A 16,061-nucleotide genomic window follows, 5' to 3' on the forward strand; every position below is an offset into this window, starting at 1 on the left:
ATCAAAACACCAACAACGAACGTCGGTCCTGGTCGCTTTCTCCCCCATAAGATGCCCTATACTTGAGTTCACGTAATACCCTCGTTAGACTTGTCAATCTCATCAGACGAAGGGAGTGTCATGAAGAGACTCTTGATCACGTTTGGCCTCATCGTCGTCTTGTTGATCGTCGCCATCCTGCTCCTCCCGTTTCTCGTCGATGTGAATACGTACAAAGATCGGTATCAACCGATGATTGAAGAGGCGTTGAATCGCAAGATCACCCTCAACGACTTACGGCTGACTATTATTCCCAGAATCGGTGTCCGCATCGCAGGATTCACCGTCATGGACGATCCTACATTCAGCAATACTCCATTCGCTTCATTGGATTCAGTCGACATCGGTGTGAAACTCCTGCCGTTGCTCACTGAGCGCGTGGAGGTCGAAGAGATCACCTTGAAAGAGCCATTCGTAACCGTGATTAAGAATCAACACGGCGTCCTCAACGTCTCGACGATCGGCAAGGGAGTCCCACCTCCGCTATCGGAGCTGCCCAAAGAAACACCGCCCTCCACGCCCACAGAAGGAGGCCCGTTGCGCGCACTTGCCATGTTGGCGGTGGATCGGGTTGCATTGGAGCATGGACGGCTGATCTATCGGGATCAATCGACAACCCGATCCGGCGATTACACGCTTCAGGATTTGAGTGTCCAACTCCAATCCGTCCGGCTTGGCGACATGCCTCGCTTTCATATCGACGCCATCGTGCAGCCGCACAATATTCCGCTCAACATTGAAGGCGTGGCCGGCCCCCTGGTCGACACGCTGGATCTGCAGACAATTGAGCTGGCCGTTGCGCTGGGCAAAACGACGGCAACCGTCACAGGCAGTGCCGTTGGCGGCCATGCGAAGGTCACCGTCGCTTCCCCGATTATCAACACCGCCCATCTACCGGTAGCCCTCCCGCTGTCGAAAGCCGTTGAAATCCGGGATCTCCACATTGAGGCCGAAGCAGACTATCCGGCTAAACCCAATACCCTTCCCTTAGAAGCCGCAACAGTCAAGGTGCTGAGATTCGCGGCCGTACTTGGCAATTCCGTGATCAATGTAAACGGCAACGTTCTCGATGGCGAAGCTAGGCTCATGGCGACCTCTACAATGATCAACTCGATCGACCTTCCTATCATTCTGCCGCTGAGCAAGTCCGTTGAGGTAAAAGATGTAAAGCTCTCGGCGGGCATGAAAGGGCAACACGCTAACGTGGATAACCTCTCCCTCAATGCCTTCGGTGGGCAACTCCTGTCGCAGGCTGACCTGACATGGGGATCTTCGAGCCCCTTGTTTGAGGGGAAGGTGAATCTGCAAGGAGTACAGCTCCGACCTGTCATTGAAGCGCTGATCGATAAACTGACCGTCAGTGGAACGGCGAATGCCCAGATGGCGCTGAAGGGACGAGGGTTTTCCAAAATGGAATTGATGTCCGGCCTGGAAGGCAATGGCTCCTTCACCGTGAAAGACGGCACGATCGAAGGCGTGAATCTCTTAGAGGAAGCTGTGCGGTTGTTAAAAGCCGCCGGCATCAGGCTCAATCCAACCAAAGCCACCGTCTTTTCCACCATCGAAGGCCGGTTCGGAATCAAGCGCGGCGTGATCGCCGTCGAACAATTCCTGATGGACAGCCACGATTTTCAAGCGATGGGGACCGGCGCCATTGGACTGGATCAGACCTTGAATCTCAAAACCAAGTTCAGCTTGTCTGAAGCGCTCTCGAAGCAGATTGTCACCGCCACCCCGGCGGCTCGGATGACGATGACGGGAAACCGCGTGACTGTGCCGATACTCATTACCGGTACCGCCCAGTCGCCCGTCTATGCACTCGACACCGCAGCGTTTGCGGGAAAAATTCAGGAGCAAGTCACGGAACAGGCCAAAGGCGTCATCGATGACCTTTTGAAAGGCAAGAAGCCCGATCTCGAGAAGGGCAAAGAGGCGCTGAAAAACCTGTTCAGACGATAGTCTAGACTGACCGGGAGGGTTGTGATGAAAGAACTGAGTACGGATCTCATCCTACGCTATGGCCTGCAGGCTTTCAGCGCGACCGTGATTCTTATCATCGGTATCCTCTTCGCGAAATGGGCCGGAAACGTCGCGCATCAGCGGCTCAACCGCGTCGAGATGGAACCACCCGTTCGAATGCTCTTGGTGCGAATCATCAAGATTCTAGTCCTCGCGCTCACGGCCATGATCGTACTCGATCAGGTCGGTGTGCCGATTGCCCCCCTCATCGCCGGCATCGGGGTCGCCGGATTAGGCGTCGGGTTTGCTCTTCAAGGGGTCTTGAGCAATGTCATGGCCGGCTTGTCCATTATCTTCACAAAACCTTACCGAGTCGGCGAGCACATTTCCCTGCTGGGCGTCCACGGTGACGTAGTTACCATCGATATATTTTCGACTACCCTGCTGCATCCGGACCGGTCCCGCGTCGTCATTCCAAATCGGAAAATTGTCGGCGAGATCCTTCATAACTTCGGCTCCATTCGCCAGCTCAGCCTAAGCGTCGGTGTCTCGTATGCGACCGACCTGACTCATGCGCTGACGATTGCCAAGGACCTTCTCTCAAGAAATCCGCGTGTGCTGAAGGAGCCCGTCGCCGCAGTGGGTATTAGCCAATTGGGTGATTCAGCGATCACCATTTCCATTCAGCCATGGGTCAGAACCTCTGACTATGCCGCAGCCCAAGGCGAACTGAACCAAGCCATCATCGAACGATTCCGAGATGCCCACATTGCCATTCCCTTCCCTCAGCATGAAGTGCGATTGCTGCCTGCCTAACAGGGTTCTGGTAGCCTGGCTAACCACAAACCGGATGTAGGCTCCGATCCCAAATGCGAGGCCCAAGGCTCCCCTGACGAACTCGGCAGACAGCAATCTGAAGGGCATAAACGCGAGCCCAGCAGGGAAGATCCTGCAGAGCTCTCCTCATCAGTTCAAGAAGCGCGCCGGGATACGCGTTCAACGGGAATCGCTTCTGCATGACTCGTAAATCCAAAGTATGCCGCCACCGCCCCCGTCACCGCATGCAGCCAGACATCGTGACCAAAGATAGGAATCAGCCCGAACGTCGTATTTAGGCCGGGGATCAACCCCATGATGGTCAAGATGCCATAGAAGATGGCCAGACCTCGTGCAAATGAGAGCGATCCCGCTAGGGTCCTGGAGGCCACCAATCCCCAGACCCCTACAGCCAAGTGTACGAGGTTGTGGAACACATTGACTGGGAACAGTCCCAACAAATATCCGTACCCCGTGTCGATTGCCACATTCGGCGCCCCGACCGGCGGCGGAGTCACCACTCCGGGAAAGAATCCCAACAGCCCCACTGCCAGAAAAATCATCCCGATTAACATCGCAACGTTTCTGGTCGTCATAACAGCCTCCCTTCGCGCAAGCTTTTCACGCGCGTTTGATACTTCATTATCGTGCCTGCGCGAGACACGACCGTAGTCGGTGAATATCCAAATGCCTGTCGATGGGCTATCCCCTAAGGAGTCAGCAGCCCGCTGACGGCTCTGATGAAACGATGAAAGTACGGGTGGAAGATAATCGTTACTGAGTGAGACGCACGACAATCCCTTCGTCGGGACCTAGCCGAACATACGATGGATCGAATAACGCTTCGGTGGAATCCGGATCTGTCGAAAGCAGGATGGTGCCGCCAACAGCAAGGGATGGCAATGAAAAGGTGTGGGAGTCGGGAGTAAAGTTCACGGCGATCAGGAAGCGCTCATTCGGCCGCCCGCATGTTTCACGGATATAAACCAAACAACTCGGCGGGCCACCGGGCACCTCTCGATACGTGCCCATCGTCAGTGCCGACGCGGTCTTTCGCAGCCAAATCAGTGTCCGGTAGAGCGAGAGGAGCGACGTACGATCCGCGGATTTGCGACTCACATTATAGTGGCCCGAATCGGGAGCAACCGGGAGCCAGGGTGTGCCGGTGGTAAATCCGGCGTGGAGCGCCTCATCCCACTGCATCGGCGTGCGGGCAGGATCGCGACCTTGCAGGAAGGGCCAGTACCGGCGCGTATAGGGATCGCGCAATTGGCGATAACGCAGCCGCACGTCCTGCATGCCAAGTTCTTCGCCGTAATAGAGAAAGGGCGTCCCTCGGAGCGTGAGCAGCAGCAGCGCGGCGGCGCGCGCGCGCCTGGCCGCCGTATCGCTATCCACGCCGCGACCGTAGCGGCTGTAATGTCGACTGTTATCGTGGTTACTCAATACCTGCGTCGGCCATCCACCCTCCGGAATCGCGCGATCCCACTCCCGGATGAGCTGACGAAACCGTTGGGGGTCCCAATGAGACTTCAATAAGCGAAAATTGAAGACCATATGCAGCTCGTCCGTTCCTTTCCCGTAAAACGCGGCCGGTCCGCCGGGAGTGTCGGATGATGCTTCGCCGACCATGACCGCACCGGGATATTCGTTCGTCCAGGAGCGAAGCAAACGAAGGACAGCATGAGTGAACGGCTGGTCGCGATCATAGTGGTGAATCTGCCGCAAGTACGACCGCAGCGCGAAGAACCGCCGCGGATTGTTCGGCCAGTTGCAGTCTTTTCCGATCCAATTGATGGCATCCAAGCGAAATCCGTCGACGCCGCGATCCAGCCAAAATCGCACTACTTCATGCATAGCCTTTTGCGCATCCGGATGACTCCAGTTTAAATCCGGCTGTTCTTTGAGAAAGGAATGCAGGTAGTACTGGCGTGTCGTTCGGTCCCATTCCCACGCCGACCCGCCGAACACGGCGGTCCAGTTACTGGGACGACCGCGGTACGGGCCGGGATCGGCCCAGAAGTACCAGTCGCGTTTCGGTGAATGCCTCGACGATCGAGACTCTTGAAACCAGGGGTGCCTATCAGATGTATGATTGAGTACGAGATCCATCAGCACACGAATTCCGCGCCGGTGGGCTTGCGTGACCAAACGATCGAAATCATCCAACGTCCCGAACCGTGGATCGACAGCGCAGTAATCCGCCACGTCATACCCGAAATCCTTCATCGGCGAGGGATAAATGGGAGAGAGCCAGATCGCATCGACGCCGAGGGAATCTGATGTGCCGTCATTGAGGTAATCGAGCCGGCTGGTGATTCCGGGTAAATCTCCAATCCCGTCTCCATTGGAGTCCTGAAAGCTCCACGGGTAGATCTGGTAGATGACGGCGCGCTGCCACCAGGTTGCCTCGTCGCTCATGCCGTCGCCGTCACTTTCATGGCAGCCAGCAAGCGCTTCAGCAACTTCGCATTCCTGACGGCATTCGCATGGGCATCATTGTTAAAGTAGACGAAGGTGTCGAGGCCGTCGCGTAGGTACTGCCGAATGAGGCGAGCCTCTCTCAAGAGCATCGCCTTGGAATAGTTTGATGCAAACATTTTGCTCCGGCCGTGATAACGAATGTATGCGAAATCGGTGGTCACGAGATCCTTGCGGGAATACTTCGCCCCGTCGGCGATACACCAGGCGACACGATACCGATTCAATAAGCGATAGATATCGGGGTGAAACCAAGACTCATGACGAAACTCACAGACCAGCCTAAGCGCGAACGAGCGTGGCTTCACCGTCTTCGCAACTTTGAAAAAGGCTTCAAGGCGTGGCGCATTGATTGTGAAGCTCGGTGGGAATTGCAGCAGAATCGGCCCCAGGTGACTGCCTAAGTTGACCGCGCTCTCGACAAATCGCTGCCACGGCTCCTCCGGGTCCAAGAGGCGTTTGGTATGTGTCAGGAAGCGACTCGCTTTCACCGCAAAGATAAAATCCTCGGGAACTTGCTCCGCCCAATTGGTGAATGTAGTGAAGCGAGGGAGGTGATAAAAGGACGAGTTAATCTCCGTCGTACTGAACTCCTGGGCGTAGAAAGCCAAGTAGCGGCGACTGGGCAGCGTGTCGGGATAGAACGGGCCCTTCCAACTGCGATAGACCCAGCCGGACGTGCCGATGTGAAGATGGGCCATAGGTCATGTGACCAGCACAAGTCTGAACGTGGACGGAAGAAGATCGGGATGGACTGGACCCGGCAGAGGCCTGGCCACACGACCGCCCCACCCGCACCAAAAGCAATGCGCCATCCCTGTTTCGACATCCCACGAAAAACATCGGCCACTGGAGTTGGCGTCTGCCGTGGCTTTATGCCATGGACAGACCGCGATGTAAATCAGACTTTTGCCGTCCCGCAGGCACAGGGTCGCCAGACGCTGCTTGCCGCATTCATCCACGATGATTGACCGGCCGTTGAAAAGCAGGGGATGGCGCGGCTCAGCAGAGGAAGGTACGGGGAATTGAGACATTGGGACCGGGAGGGACTGTGACGGTACACGTGAGAGAGGCGTCACTGTCGGCCGCCGCCAGACGAACGATGCAGCCAACCATCCGACCGAAATCCAGGCAAGGATCCTCAACAATTCCATTGGGTCACCCCCCGTAGGTAATGTTGGAAGCAGATTGTAGTCCGATTTTGAGGAAAACGTAAGTCGGATAACTAACTACGAAGTTATGCGGCCGTATTGGAGGCGGTCAGACAATCGCAGAAGCCCGCGTGCCACATCCGTTTGAGCTTCTGCATAACGCGCTGGCGTTCCAACGTCAGACCAGTAGCCATGCAAGGTATAGCCGGATACCGGTTCCCCTTGCACGATCTCACGCACGTAGGCATCAATGATGGAGGACTCGCGGCCTGCCGGTAATGTACGAAGCAATCGGGGGTGGATGATATGCACGCCGGCAAACATGCGTTTAATGACAGGACCTTTGTTGCCCCGCCCTTGCCCATTGATCCGCACAATCCGGTGATCCGCATCCAGTTCCAAGGCACCCCATCGGTCCACATCCGGATCGTCACGCACCACCATCGTGGCTAGGGGGTTCTGCTGTCGGTGAAACTGACGAAGCGCCCCCACATCCAGATCACATAACGTGTCGCCGTTCAACACTAGAACGGACTCACCCTCAAAAAATCTTTCGGCCTGCTTGAGTCCTCCGCCAGTGCCTAGGATCGTGGGTTCGTGTGAGTAGGAAATATGCATGTCCCAGGTCGAACCGTCGCCTAATTCTTTCTCTATCAAGTCACCCAGGTGATGCAGATTGATGATGACATCGCGTATGCCATGGTGCCGGAGCAGGAGCAGGTTCCAGACGATGAGCGGCGTGCCGCCAACGGGCAGCAAGGGTTTGGGAATCGCATCCGTGAGCGGGCGGAGGCGAGTACCGAGGCCGGCAGCCAGTATCATGGCTCGCATGGCGACGCCATAGGGACAGAGCATAAAGGGATCGCGGGGGAGCCTTGGAAGGGAAACAACACATTCGTCCTCACCACCGGCCCCCTTACCTCTTTACCCTTTCATTGCAGTTCCGGCACATAGGGAGCGAGGTGGTCACGGACGCCGGACAGTTCACGATACCGCGAGAGGTTCCGCTTCACATAGCCGAGTACGCGTGGAATATCGGCAAGGAATTTGGGATTGTGCTTGACGCGATCGATGTAGACAAAGCGCCCGGCTGCCTTCAGATTGCGTTGAATACTCATTAAATCGAACAGTCGACGAAACGCAAACCGATCCGCGAACCGATGATTCTGTGCCGCCATGCTCTCGATGTAATACACAATGAGGCCATCCACCACTTTTTCGTCGAGTGCAATATAAGCATCTCGCAACAGCGAGGCCAGATCGTACACTGGCGGTCCCATAAGCGCGTCCTGAAAATCAATTACACCCAGCCGCTTGCCATCGACCATTAAGTTACGCGAGTGATAATCGCGATGCGTCAAGACCTGCGGCTGCGTCGCCAACAGTTCGGCGATCTTGTGGAATTCTTCGCGTACCGCTTTCTCATCTGACGACCGCATCGGCTTCCCGTGTCGAGCCGTCACGCCATATTCGAGAAAGTGATCGAACTCCCACATGAACAACGGCACGTCAAAGCTGCGTCCGAACGCAATGCACCCGTCATGCGGAGGAGCCGTCGCGGTGGTATGAATCCGCACCAGCATGTCGATCGCCTGTTTATAGAGGGCCTGCACGGTCTGGAGCGGCGCGTGTCCGCACGCATCGGCTAAGGTGATGTCGCCGAAATCTTCCAGATACAGCAACCCCGCCTTGTGATCATAGTGATAGAGAGCCGGAACGGCCACGTCGGCTTTCGCGAGGTGATTGAGGATATTGATGAACGGCAACTCCGTAATGGTGGTCTTGACGGCGCTCACCGCTTCCTCTGACTGCTTGAACGCCTCGGGTGACGCTAACTGCATCAGAATGAGGGACGCCGAGCCCCCATTCAGCGTCAGTCGGTAATACCGCCGGTTGGATGCATCGCCCGCAAGAGGACTGATGGCGGATAGAGCGCCGTGGAACGGGAGCGTGGTGCGAACCGTGTCAGCGATAAGAGCCGGATCCGGCGGAGCGGGGACTGCAGGATTCATTAGAGAGGATTATATCCGTGATGCCGTGCCTTGTCACGTGAAGGCGACGATGTCGGGGACCTTGCCATGCTGAATGGCGGACCGGATCCGCGAAGACCCACAGAAACCGATGCTAAACAATTGACAACAATTTTCAGCCGTTTGCTTCATTGGCCGAACAACTGTGGCGTTGACAAGAAGCGCCTCCTCTTGCTGAACGAGAGCACATTACAGCGACACCATCGAATACGTTTGATGCAGTATTGGCTTACGCGCTCGCTTCCTAATGGGATAGAGCGCGTTCTCGTCCCGCAAGAGACTTCCAGTGACGCAGCGCCCTCAGTCCACAGCTCATAGCATCGTTCGACCGCGGCACAATTATCACGTCGCGGCCTTGTCCTCTCGACACTGTTCATACAGCTCCACTTGGCATAGCCCCGATTCACCCACTGAATAACATCGTCCTGTGTCGCCGTAAATGCCTGAACGACGCTATGAAACTTTTAGGGGCCGCCATCAGTCTGATTCAGGCCGCCCCTGTGATGGCGTAAGCCCGTGACGATGGCGCGACGCAAGAAGTTGTTGCACTGTCGATTCCCCCCGCACATCTGCCGCCGTTCGGAAAGAGCGCTACACTTGTCTCGGGACGTCATATCGATCTGAACGAATCAGACCAGTGGCGTGCTTCTGCACTCGGAATCGGCAAGGCCGGATAATTATTGTCGCAGGAAGTAGAACGAACGTGAAGCGTCCTATGATCCGTGAGGACACCATCAGGGCTTATTTGAAAAGGCGAAGACTCCGCATTCCCAATCAATCACGAGCGGTAGGGTTTTATCGGCAAAAGCTTATTGACGTTCCATATGAAGCGGAAGCAACGCAACTAACGTCGTTCCCTTCCCTTTAGTCCGGTCAATTTGGAGTTGACCGCCTAAGGGCCGGAGCCTTTCACGCATTCCCAACAAGCCCAGTGACTTCTCATCGTGAACCTTGCTCTCGTGTATCCCGATACCATCATCCTGCACCTCAAGTCTTGCCTGCCCGTTCTGTTGCGTCAAATGCACATCGACGTGCGTGGCGCGCGCGTGCCTGGCGATATTCGTTAACGCTTCCTGCAAGACTCGGAAGAGCGCCGTGGCCTGCTCGATGGTGATCCTCTTATCATCGATATGGACCGCGGTCTCGCATGAAATCCCCGTGCGGCTCGCGAACTCCTGAACCTGTCGTTCGAGGGCTGCGCCAAGACCCAGTTGGTCTAATTCAGCGGGTCGCAAATCAAAACAGATCTTTTGCACGGCAGCCAAGGTCACATCCATTTCCTGAATCACCGCTTTGAGCCTTGACTGCCACAGGGGTAGCACGTTTACAAAGTTGCCGGCAGAGAGCGCTTGATCCATCCATTGCAGATAGAATTTATTCGTGACGAGCGCTTGTCCAAGCTGGTCGTGCACATCCCGGGAAATGCGGGTGCGCTCGTCCTCGCGGATAGTCTGCAAGCGTACGGCCAAGCCGGCTAAGGCCTGATTCGAATCACGGACCTTGTCCTCTAAAGTCTTTCGTTCCGTGATGTCCTCCGCAATGCCCGCAATACGATAGACCGTTCCGGAGTCGTCTCGAATTGGAAAAGCCCGGTCGTGAATCCAGCGAATTGATCCATCCGGTCGGATAATCCTGTACTCTTCGTTATAGGAGCCCCGCATCTGCTGCGTATGAGAGGCCTCAAAAATGCGACGCTGATCGTCAGGGCATATCGAGTCCAGCCATGAGCGCGGAGACGCATAGAGGCTTTCACAGGTTCGGCCCCATATCTCCTCATACCCTGGACTGACATACAGCATCGTCCCCTTACTCGGATCACTCATCCAGAACACATCCCGGATGTTCTCCACCACTTGACGAAAGTGTTGTTCGCTCTCACGTAACGCCTGCTCCGCCTGCCTGCGGTCGGTAATGTCTCTCGCAATCCCCGCTACGCCAACGACCCGATCATCTGTGGCCTCTCGCGTCCCCAAACATTCCACAATCTTATGTTCTCCGGAGCGTATAAGAATACGAGTTTCAGTGGGGGGCAGAGATTCGCCGCCTAACAGGCGTTCAAACTTTTGGGTAATGGACAGAAGATCGTCGGGGTGAATGAGTTCATAAAACAGCTTGCCAATCCACTGAGAGGGCGGCCACCCGGTCAGCGTTTGGAACGCAGGGTTCAGATACAGAATTGCTCCTTGAGGAGAAAACATGTAGATCACATCCGGTAGATGGTGGCACAGCTTGCGGCATTGATCTTCTCTTGGAGTATCCTGCATCGATCCCCTAACTGGTGCACAAGAGAGCTGAGGAACTTCGATGAACGTGTTCTGAATACAGATGAACTCAAACCTATAAGCGTTGATCCCTTCCTGCTAACCACTGCGCCACAACACCTCGCGCGTCCCATGCTACTCTTCGCCTCGGCTACGGAACAGTCGTTCCGAACACGATTGCTGTGTAGTAGCGCACCGACATCTTGTAGCGATTAGCCCCGCTGCATTGAAGGCAAGCAAGAACGTTTTGAACCAAATCTCTCACCTGTACCATGGTGGATCATGGTGATTGTCAAATGACGAACGGTGGAACACTCACCCTTTCGTACCCCTAATAAAAATCCGTTGAATTTACCATGCAGGCCGGTATACTTACGTGGAAACATGGTTGTGCGGACGCGCCCGCGCGAAGATGCGGCGCGACACGATCTGGTAGCCATTCACAAGGAGAAAGTCATGACCATATATCGGACGGCCATGGCATTGATGTTCACTGCCCCATTTTCGTCCGTTGCTTTGGCACAGGATGTAGGAACGGAGGTGCAGCGGAACATCAATCAGGAGGGCCGTATCGAGCAGGGATTGAAGTCCGGACAGCTCAGCACCGGCGAAGCCGCGCAGTTGGAGCGCGGTGAAGCACGCATCGACCGCATGGAAAAGAATGCGCTGAAGGATGGCACGCTCTCGCAACAGGAAGCGGACCGTATCAACCGGGCTCAGAACGTGGAATCAGGCAAGATCAACGCACTGAAGCACAATGACGTCACCGGCAACCCAACCTCCGCCTCTTCGCAGCGTATGCAGACCGACGTGCAGCGCAATATTAATCAGCAAAGCCGCATCGAGCAAGGCGTCCAAAGCGGTTCATTGAGCAATAAAGAAGTGTCTCACTTGGAGCGCGGCCAAGCCCGTGTGGAGCGAGCAGAGGCAAGAGCTGGAGCGGACGGCCACATCAGTGCTGGTGAGCAAGCCCGGATTCAGCATAAAGAGAACAAGCAAAGCCGAAAGATCTTCCGCGATAAGCACAACAATCGCTAACTTAAGCTTTTCTATTGATATAAATTTAAAAAAAGAGACCGCCACCCGTCAGTGGATGGCGGGTGTGTGATACAATGCCGAGTGCCGCGACGCCTGCTACGCTATAACACCTGGCTTCCCATCTTCATCGGCGTGCTCATCGCCGCGATTTTCCTTGCCGATTTCCTGACTCCGACGGGCGTGATCGTCTCCATGCTGTATCCTATTCCGATCTATCTGACTCGCTTCTTACGGCCGCTTCGCATTGTGCCCACCTCCGCCGCATTCTGTACGGCGCTCACACTCATCACCTGGTATGCGTCTCCTCTTGGCGGTACTCCATGGATGGTGATGGCCAATCGCCTTTTGACCGTATGCCTCATTTGGGGAACCGCCTATCTGACGGTACAAATCAAAGTTCTCTATGGATATATTCGCGTCTGTTCGGCCTGTAAGAAGATTGAAGATGACGGGAACCGCTGGATTGCCTGGGAGCTCTATATCAGTCGCCATTCTGAAGCGGACTTTACCCATGGCCTCTGTGAGGAATGCGGGCTGAAGCTCTATCCCGATGCTTTCAACACCGTGTCTCGAAAATTCTTGTCTCTGTAAGCCCACAGCCCTCAGCAGTCGCCTCCGGTCACGTCTTGAGCGCAACCATACGGTGCCCTTCGCCCCTTCTCCGATGACTGTTTTATCTATCACCGGACACCGATCGGCGCCACCGATGACTGGGGGTTGCCCGATCTAGGCCGTGCGATTGACGTGACCTTGGAGTCGCGGCTCATAGCGTCTCGGTTCGGGATGGCCCTTTCGATTGGCCGCAATGACCGCATCAATCACTTCGCCGCAGAGGAGACATTGCCATGCGCTAGACCAGCGAGATGATCCCTCCGCGTCTTCTAACTTGATCGATACCATCAGGCCACGGCAACGAAGGCAATTCATGTCACGATTCCTTTCAGCATAACAGTGACTCTAATCGAAGCACAGCACGCCAAGAAACGGCATACTGCAGCACGGGGAAACCGATTGTGTACCGATTGCGGCGTGAGGTATTCAACAAGTCCCGTCGGCATTCCTCACATGAATCGGGCCGACCTGGTCCGCGTACGAACCCAAAGACTAAGAATCAAGCGCACGAAGCGGAACGTGGGCGCACGAGCGATAGGACAGTCCCCGTGGCTCAGTACGTCATACCTTTACCCTACTCACAAGGCGGCCGTCCCGTCAACGTAGGCAAGTGAAAGAACGAACTGGCTCGCTGAGAGTTGCGACTCAAGAACACAAAGATCTTTTGGCGCCACAGCGCCATACGCGGTCTGAGTGTGGCATGAAGGTGAGGCGACTTAAGAAGAACGTGGTTTCCCTCAACAGAATGATCGGCCGCTCCTTCCGACAACGCCCGAGCACATCCGGCACGTCCGGCGTGGCCATGAACCCGTAGTGGGCGATGGCTTGTTGCACGTCCTTCGCAATCGACTTCAACTGACAGCGTGTTGCTGCCGGTAAATGAGGGACAGCTTCAGTGATGACCGTTAAGAAGATCAGGTGCTCGTGGAGCACCTTGTTGTGCCGAACATTCTGTACCAGCGCCAAAGGAGTCACCCCGGGGAGTCTGACACAAGAAACACCGCATAGCCCGGCACTCGGGCCTAACCGCGTTCTCACCCAACACGATACGGGGAATGTTGTGTTGTAAAGAACAATGTCTTGTATGCAGGGGAGGCTAGGGCGAAGCGAAGAAGAGTTCGAGGCGACGACCCGGTTACGGATGGCATAGTTCAGGTGCGGTGAGTTTCAGCTGCCTTGACGACGAGTGCAAGGATGTCAGCTCTTCCCTGTGGCTTTTGTCCCCTCCCCCAGGAGTTGGACAAGCACGGAGGTAAGAGCAAAAGCCGTGTGTTACCCTGTATATGAGAGGCACCCAGGAGTGTGAACATGAAGTACGTCCATCTCGGTCGCTCAGGAATACGTGTGAGCCGGCTCTGCCTTGGCACCATGAATTTCGGGCCGGAAGCGGCGGAACAGGATAGTTTTCGAATCATGGATCGCGCCATTGATCAGGGGGTCAATTTTTTTGATACCGCCAACGTGTATGGCTGGAAACTCGGGGAAGGTGTCACCGAACAGATCGTCGGCCGATGGTTGGCTCAGGGGCAGGGCCGACGCGAAAAGGTCGTGCTGGCGACCAAAGTGTACGGCAAGATGGGTGAAGGACCCAATGAGGCTCGATTATCGGCATTGCATATTCGCCATGCGTGTGAAGAGAGTTTACGACGGTTGAAGACGGACTACATTGATCTGTACCAGATGCACCACGTGGACCGAAGCACGCCGTGGGAAGAGATCTGGCAGGCCCTGGAACAACTGTACCGCGAAGGGAAGATCCTGTATGTCGGGAGCAGCAATTTTGCCGGCTGGCACATCGCGCAAGCGCAAGAATTGGCCAAGAACCGCTGCTTCATGGGACTGGTCTCCGAACAGAGTCTTTACAATCTTGTTGAGCGCATGGTCGAACTGGAAGTCATTCCCGCATGCGAGGCATATGGAATCGGGCTTATTCCGTGGAGTCCACTTGCGCGCGGACTGTTGGCAGGCGCGCTTCAACCCGCCGCTACGGGACGCCGGGCCGCGGACGAGTTGAAAAAGGACGTCGAGACTCATCGCGAAAAGCTCGAACGCTATGAACAACTCTGCAGAAGGCTTGGTCAAGATCCGGCGCATGTGGCGCTGGCCTGGCTGCTCCATCAGAAAGCCGTGACGGCACCGATCATCGGACCTCGGACAATCGAGCAGTTGGACGGGTCATTACAGGCTCTCGAGATCACCCTCTCCCCTGAAACCTTAACGGCTCTGGACACAATATTTCCTGGCCCGGGCGGCCCCGCTCCGGAGGCGTACGCATGGTGACCACTATTAGTCTTGAGCCCGTGCTGAGGCCAGGAATCAATTATCTACTATTCTTTTCTCCCTTAATAGGGCGTAATAATCCGTCCGCTCGATCTGTCGAGGCAAATGTAGTACGGTATCGTACTGTTTCCGTTCATGACATGACGCCTGGAGGCCATCATGACGCTATTAGAGCAGTTAAATGTGTGGCAGGAGGAAATCCGGGAGTTACAAGATCAATTGAGACAAGGCCCCCCCACGGATATCGATAAAGAAATTTCTAATTGTGCCACTGCGGTATCTTCTGCTCGCAAAGTGCTAGCGGGGCGTTGTCCGGGATATGAGGTGATTCCTCGTGCCGGAAAGTCAGAACGCAAAATTGATCTGAGTGTGCGGAGCTATCTCGAAACGGATGCATGCGGAGTCATCCGGCGGACCAATAACGCGGCGGCTCTTCTGCTGAACTTTCCCCGTCATCTGCTCGTGGGACAGCCCTTATTGGTGTTTATTAAGAAGGAGGAACGGAAGGCGTTTCTCAACGCGTTCCTCGAACTGCGCCATGGGTCGGAGACAAGGCAAAGTGAGTATTTGGTTATGATCCAGCCCGTGTCGCTCGAACCTCAGCTAGCCATGTTCATCGCCGAACGTGTCGAAGATCCATGTCACAACGTGCTCGGGGTCACCTGGCTCCTGGCTCCAGCGTGACATCTCTCGAAGCGGGCTTGGGTTGGCCTCTTCCACTCTGCCCGTCCGACGCGATCGCGTGAACACCATGGTTCCGTGCCTGTATTCGTCGCTCCACCCATACGCAGACTCCGACACCCATCACAGCTCCCAGTAAATCCATAGCTACATCCAAGCGATCAGGTTCCCGGAAGGGCACGAACGCTTGATGCCATTCATCCGTCACACCATAGAGTGTGGCCACGGCTACGGCCAGCAGCACGCCATACTGCCCGCCCCATGCTCCAGCGGCATGGCGAAACGCCCGATAACAGAGGAAGCCGAGCAAGGCGTATTCAATGCCATGGAGCACCTTGTCGCTCAGCTTCCGAAAGACAAAATCGGGGACATATCGTTCAGGATGCGATTGGGATGAGAGGTAAAAGATCAGACTTGCGTAAAGGGCCACGGGCACCCAATACGACAACACGTCAACCACCGGCTTGCGTTCGATTGTGTCCGGCTGCATGCTTGTCTGTCCTCTCGTTCTGCCCGAGCCAGCACGTTTGATCCATTTCAGTGAATGCGGATAATTCTATGTGAGCGCAAGAGCCGGCACAACTATTTTGTATCGTCATCAACATGCCACAGAAAGGAGACAGCATGGCGACAAAAATCCGTCGGATTTATTCACTGCAGCAAAATGGATCCCTGGTCCCATGAACGCGCTTAGCGAGCTATAAAACAGATTG

General features: G+C 55.4%; 15 protein-coding genes and 1 pseudogene. 6 read left to right on the forward strand and 10 right to left on the reverse strand.

Going from position 1 to position 16,061, the window contains the following annotated elements:
* Window positions 1-120: 120 nt before the first annotated feature.
* A complete protein-coding gene (locus ACWHYZ_RS20325; RefSeq protein WP_447984489.1) occupies window positions 121-1,998 on the forward strand; it encodes an AsmA family protein in 1,878 nt (625 codons plus the stop codon).
* Between the two features lie 24 nt (window positions 1,999-2,022).
* On the forward strand, window positions 2,023-2,814 hold the full coding sequence (locus ACWHYZ_RS20330) for a mechanosensitive ion channel family protein (protein WP_447984490.1): 792 nt from the start codon (window positions 2,023-2,025) through the stop codon (window positions 2,812-2,814).
* Window positions 2,815-2,969: 155 nt separating this feature from the next.
* Here ACWHYZ_RS20330 and ACWHYZ_RS20335 read toward each other — a convergent pair whose 3' ends face one another.
* The 7 genes from ACWHYZ_RS20335 to ACWHYZ_RS20365 form a co-directional block, all read right to left on the reverse strand.
* Complete coding sequence (locus ACWHYZ_RS20335; protein WP_447984491.1) at window positions 2,970-3,410, reverse strand: DUF4383 domain-containing protein; 441 nt, start codon at window positions 3,408-3,410, stop codon at window positions 2,970-2,972.
* A gap of 178 nt (window positions 3,411-3,588) precedes the next feature.
* The gene (locus ACWHYZ_RS20340) at window positions 3,589-5,235 is read right to left on the reverse strand and encodes a glycoside hydrolase family 13 protein (RefSeq protein WP_447984492.1); all 1,647 of its coding nucleotides are present in this window, start codon (window positions 5,233-5,235) and stop codon (window positions 3,589-3,591) included.
* A complete protein-coding gene (locus tag ACWHYZ_RS20345; protein WP_447984493.1) occupies window positions 5,232-5,996 on the reverse strand; it encodes a DUF72 domain-containing protein in 765 nt (254 codons plus the stop codon). Before ACWHYZ_RS20345 ends, ACWHYZ_RS20340 begins: the two co-directional genes overlap by 4 nt.
* A gap of 3 nt (window positions 5,997-5,999) precedes the next feature.
* Window positions 6,000-6,449 carry a hypothetical protein gene (locus ACWHYZ_RS20350; RefSeq protein ID WP_447984494.1) on the reverse strand — a complete coding sequence of 150 codons (450 nt, stop codon included), beginning with the start codon at window positions 6,447-6,449 and terminating at the stop codon, window positions 6,000-6,002.
* Between the two features lie 75 nt (window positions 6,450-6,524).
* Window positions 6,525-7,277: a nucleotidyltransferase family protein gene (locus ACWHYZ_RS20355; RefSeq protein WP_447984495.1), complete on the reverse strand. Its 753-nt coding sequence runs from the start codon at window positions 7,275-7,277 to the stop codon at window positions 6,525-6,527.
* Between the two features lie 101 nt (window positions 7,278-7,378).
* Window positions 7,379-8,458 (reverse strand): aminoglycoside phosphotransferase family protein, encoded by a 1,080-nt coding sequence (locus tag ACWHYZ_RS20360; RefSeq protein WP_447984496.1) that lies wholly within the window; start codon window positions 8,456-8,458, stop codon window positions 7,379-7,381.
* 827 nt (window positions 8,459-9,285) lie between these two features.
* Complete coding sequence (locus ACWHYZ_RS20365; RefSeq protein ID WP_447984497.1) at window positions 9,286-10,740, reverse strand: PAS domain-containing sensor histidine kinase; 1,455 nt, start codon at window positions 10,738-10,740, stop codon at window positions 9,286-9,288.
* Between the two features lie 453 nt (window positions 10,741-11,193).
* Between ACWHYZ_RS20365 and ACWHYZ_RS20370 the strand changes: the two genes are divergently transcribed.
* Together ACWHYZ_RS20370 and ACWHYZ_RS20375 are read left to right on the forward strand one after the other, a co-directional pair.
* Window positions 11,194-11,775: a hypothetical protein gene (locus tag ACWHYZ_RS20370; protein WP_447984498.1), complete on the forward strand. Its 582-nt coding sequence runs from the start codon at window positions 11,194-11,196 to the stop codon at window positions 11,773-11,775.
* Window positions 11,776-11,841: 66 nt separating this feature from the next.
* Window positions 11,842-12,366 carry a hypothetical protein gene (locus ACWHYZ_RS20375; protein ID WP_447984499.1) on the forward strand — a complete coding sequence of 175 codons (525 nt, stop codon included), beginning with the start codon at window positions 11,842-11,844 and terminating at the stop codon, window positions 12,364-12,366.
* 135 nt (window positions 12,367-12,501) lie between these two features.
* On the opposite strand, the gene ACWHYZ_RS20380 is transcribed toward ACWHYZ_RS20375, so the two are convergent.
* A complete protein-coding gene (locus tag ACWHYZ_RS20380) occupies window positions 12,502-12,702 on the reverse strand; it encodes a hypothetical protein (RefSeq protein WP_447984500.1) in 201 nt (66 codons plus the stop codon).
* Window positions 12,703-12,961: 259 nt separating this feature from the next.
* A pseudogene (locus ACWHYZ_RS20385) lies at window positions 12,962-13,425 on the reverse strand (KUP/HAK/KT family potassium transporter).
* Between the two features lie 270 nt (window positions 13,426-13,695).
* Between ACWHYZ_RS20385 and ACWHYZ_RS20390 the strand changes: the two are divergent.
* Window positions 13,696-14,667, forward strand: a complete 972-nt coding sequence (locus tag ACWHYZ_RS20390) for an aldo/keto reductase (RefSeq protein ID WP_447984501.1) — start codon at window positions 13,696-13,698, stop codon at window positions 14,665-14,667.
* Between the two features lie 159 nt (window positions 14,668-14,826).
* A complete protein-coding gene (locus tag ACWHYZ_RS20395; RefSeq protein ID WP_447984502.1) occupies window positions 14,827-15,351 on the forward strand; it encodes a hypothetical protein in 525 nt (174 codons plus the stop codon).
* Here ACWHYZ_RS20395 and ACWHYZ_RS20400 read toward each other — a convergent pair.
* Complete coding sequence (locus tag ACWHYZ_RS20400) at window positions 15,326-15,838, reverse strand: VanZ family protein (protein ID WP_447984503.1); 513 nt, start codon at window positions 15,836-15,838, stop codon at window positions 15,326-15,328. The two genes, ACWHYZ_RS20395 and ACWHYZ_RS20400, sit on opposite strands and share 26 nt — an antisense overlap.
* Window positions 15,839-16,061: the final 223 nt, after the last annotated feature.

The sequence above is a fragment of the Nitrospira sp. Nam74 genome (assembly GCF_965152615.1).

Excerpts from the sequence above, each read along its gene's own strand:
- ACWHYZ_RS20350 (WP_447984494.1), bottom strand. The coding sequence starts at position 6,449 with ATGGAATTGTTGAGGATCCTTGCCTGGATTTCGGTCGGATGGTTGGCT.
- ACWHYZ_RS20330 (WP_447984490.1), top strand. The coding sequence starts at position 2,023 with ATGAAAGAACTGAGTACGGATCTCATCCTACGCTATGGCCTGCAGGCT.
- ACWHYZ_RS20355 (WP_447984495.1), bottom strand. The coding sequence starts at position 7,277 with ATGCGAGCCATGATACTGGCTGCCGGCCTCGGTACTCGCCTCCGCCCG.
- ACWHYZ_RS20390 (WP_447984501.1), top strand. The coding sequence starts at position 13,696 with ATGAAGTACGTCCATCTCGGTCGCTCAGGAATACGTGTGAGCCGGCTC.
- ACWHYZ_RS20365 (WP_447984497.1), bottom strand. The coding sequence starts at position 10,740 with ATGCAGGATACTCCAAGAGAAGATCAATGCCGCAAGCTGTGCCACCAT.
- ACWHYZ_RS20400 (WP_447984503.1), bottom strand. The coding sequence starts at position 15,838 with ATGCAGCCGGACACAATCGAACGCAAGCCGGTGGTTGACGTGTTGTCG.
- ACWHYZ_RS20325 (WP_447984489.1), top strand. The coding sequence starts at position 121 with ATGAAGAGACTCTTGATCACGTTTGGCCTCATCGTCGTCTTGTTGATC.
- ACWHYZ_RS20360 (WP_447984496.1), bottom strand. The coding sequence starts at position 8,458 with ATGAATCCTGCAGTCCCCGCTCCGCCGGATCCGGCTCTTATCGCTGAC.
- ACWHYZ_RS20335 (WP_447984491.1), bottom strand. The coding sequence starts at position 3,410 with ATGACGACCAGAAACGTTGCGATGTTAATCGGGATGATTTTTCTGGCA.
- ACWHYZ_RS20345 (WP_447984493.1), bottom strand. The coding sequence starts at position 5,996 with ATGGCCCATCTTCACATCGGCACGTCCGGCTGGGTCTATCGCAGTTGG.
- ACWHYZ_RS20340 (WP_447984492.1), bottom strand. The coding sequence starts at position 5,235 with ATGAGCGACGAGGCAACCTGGTGGCAGCGCGCCGTCATCTACCAGATC.
- ACWHYZ_RS20380 (WP_447984500.1), bottom strand. The coding sequence starts at position 12,702 with ATGAATTGCCTTCGTTGCCGTGGCCTGATGGTATCGATCAAGTTAGAA.
- ACWHYZ_RS20395 (WP_447984502.1), top strand. The coding sequence starts at position 14,827 with ATGACGCTATTAGAGCAGTTAAATGTGTGGCAGGAGGAAATCCGGGAG.
- ACWHYZ_RS20370 (WP_447984498.1), top strand. The coding sequence starts at position 11,194 with ATGACCATATATCGGACGGCCATGGCATTGATGTTCACTGCCCCATTT.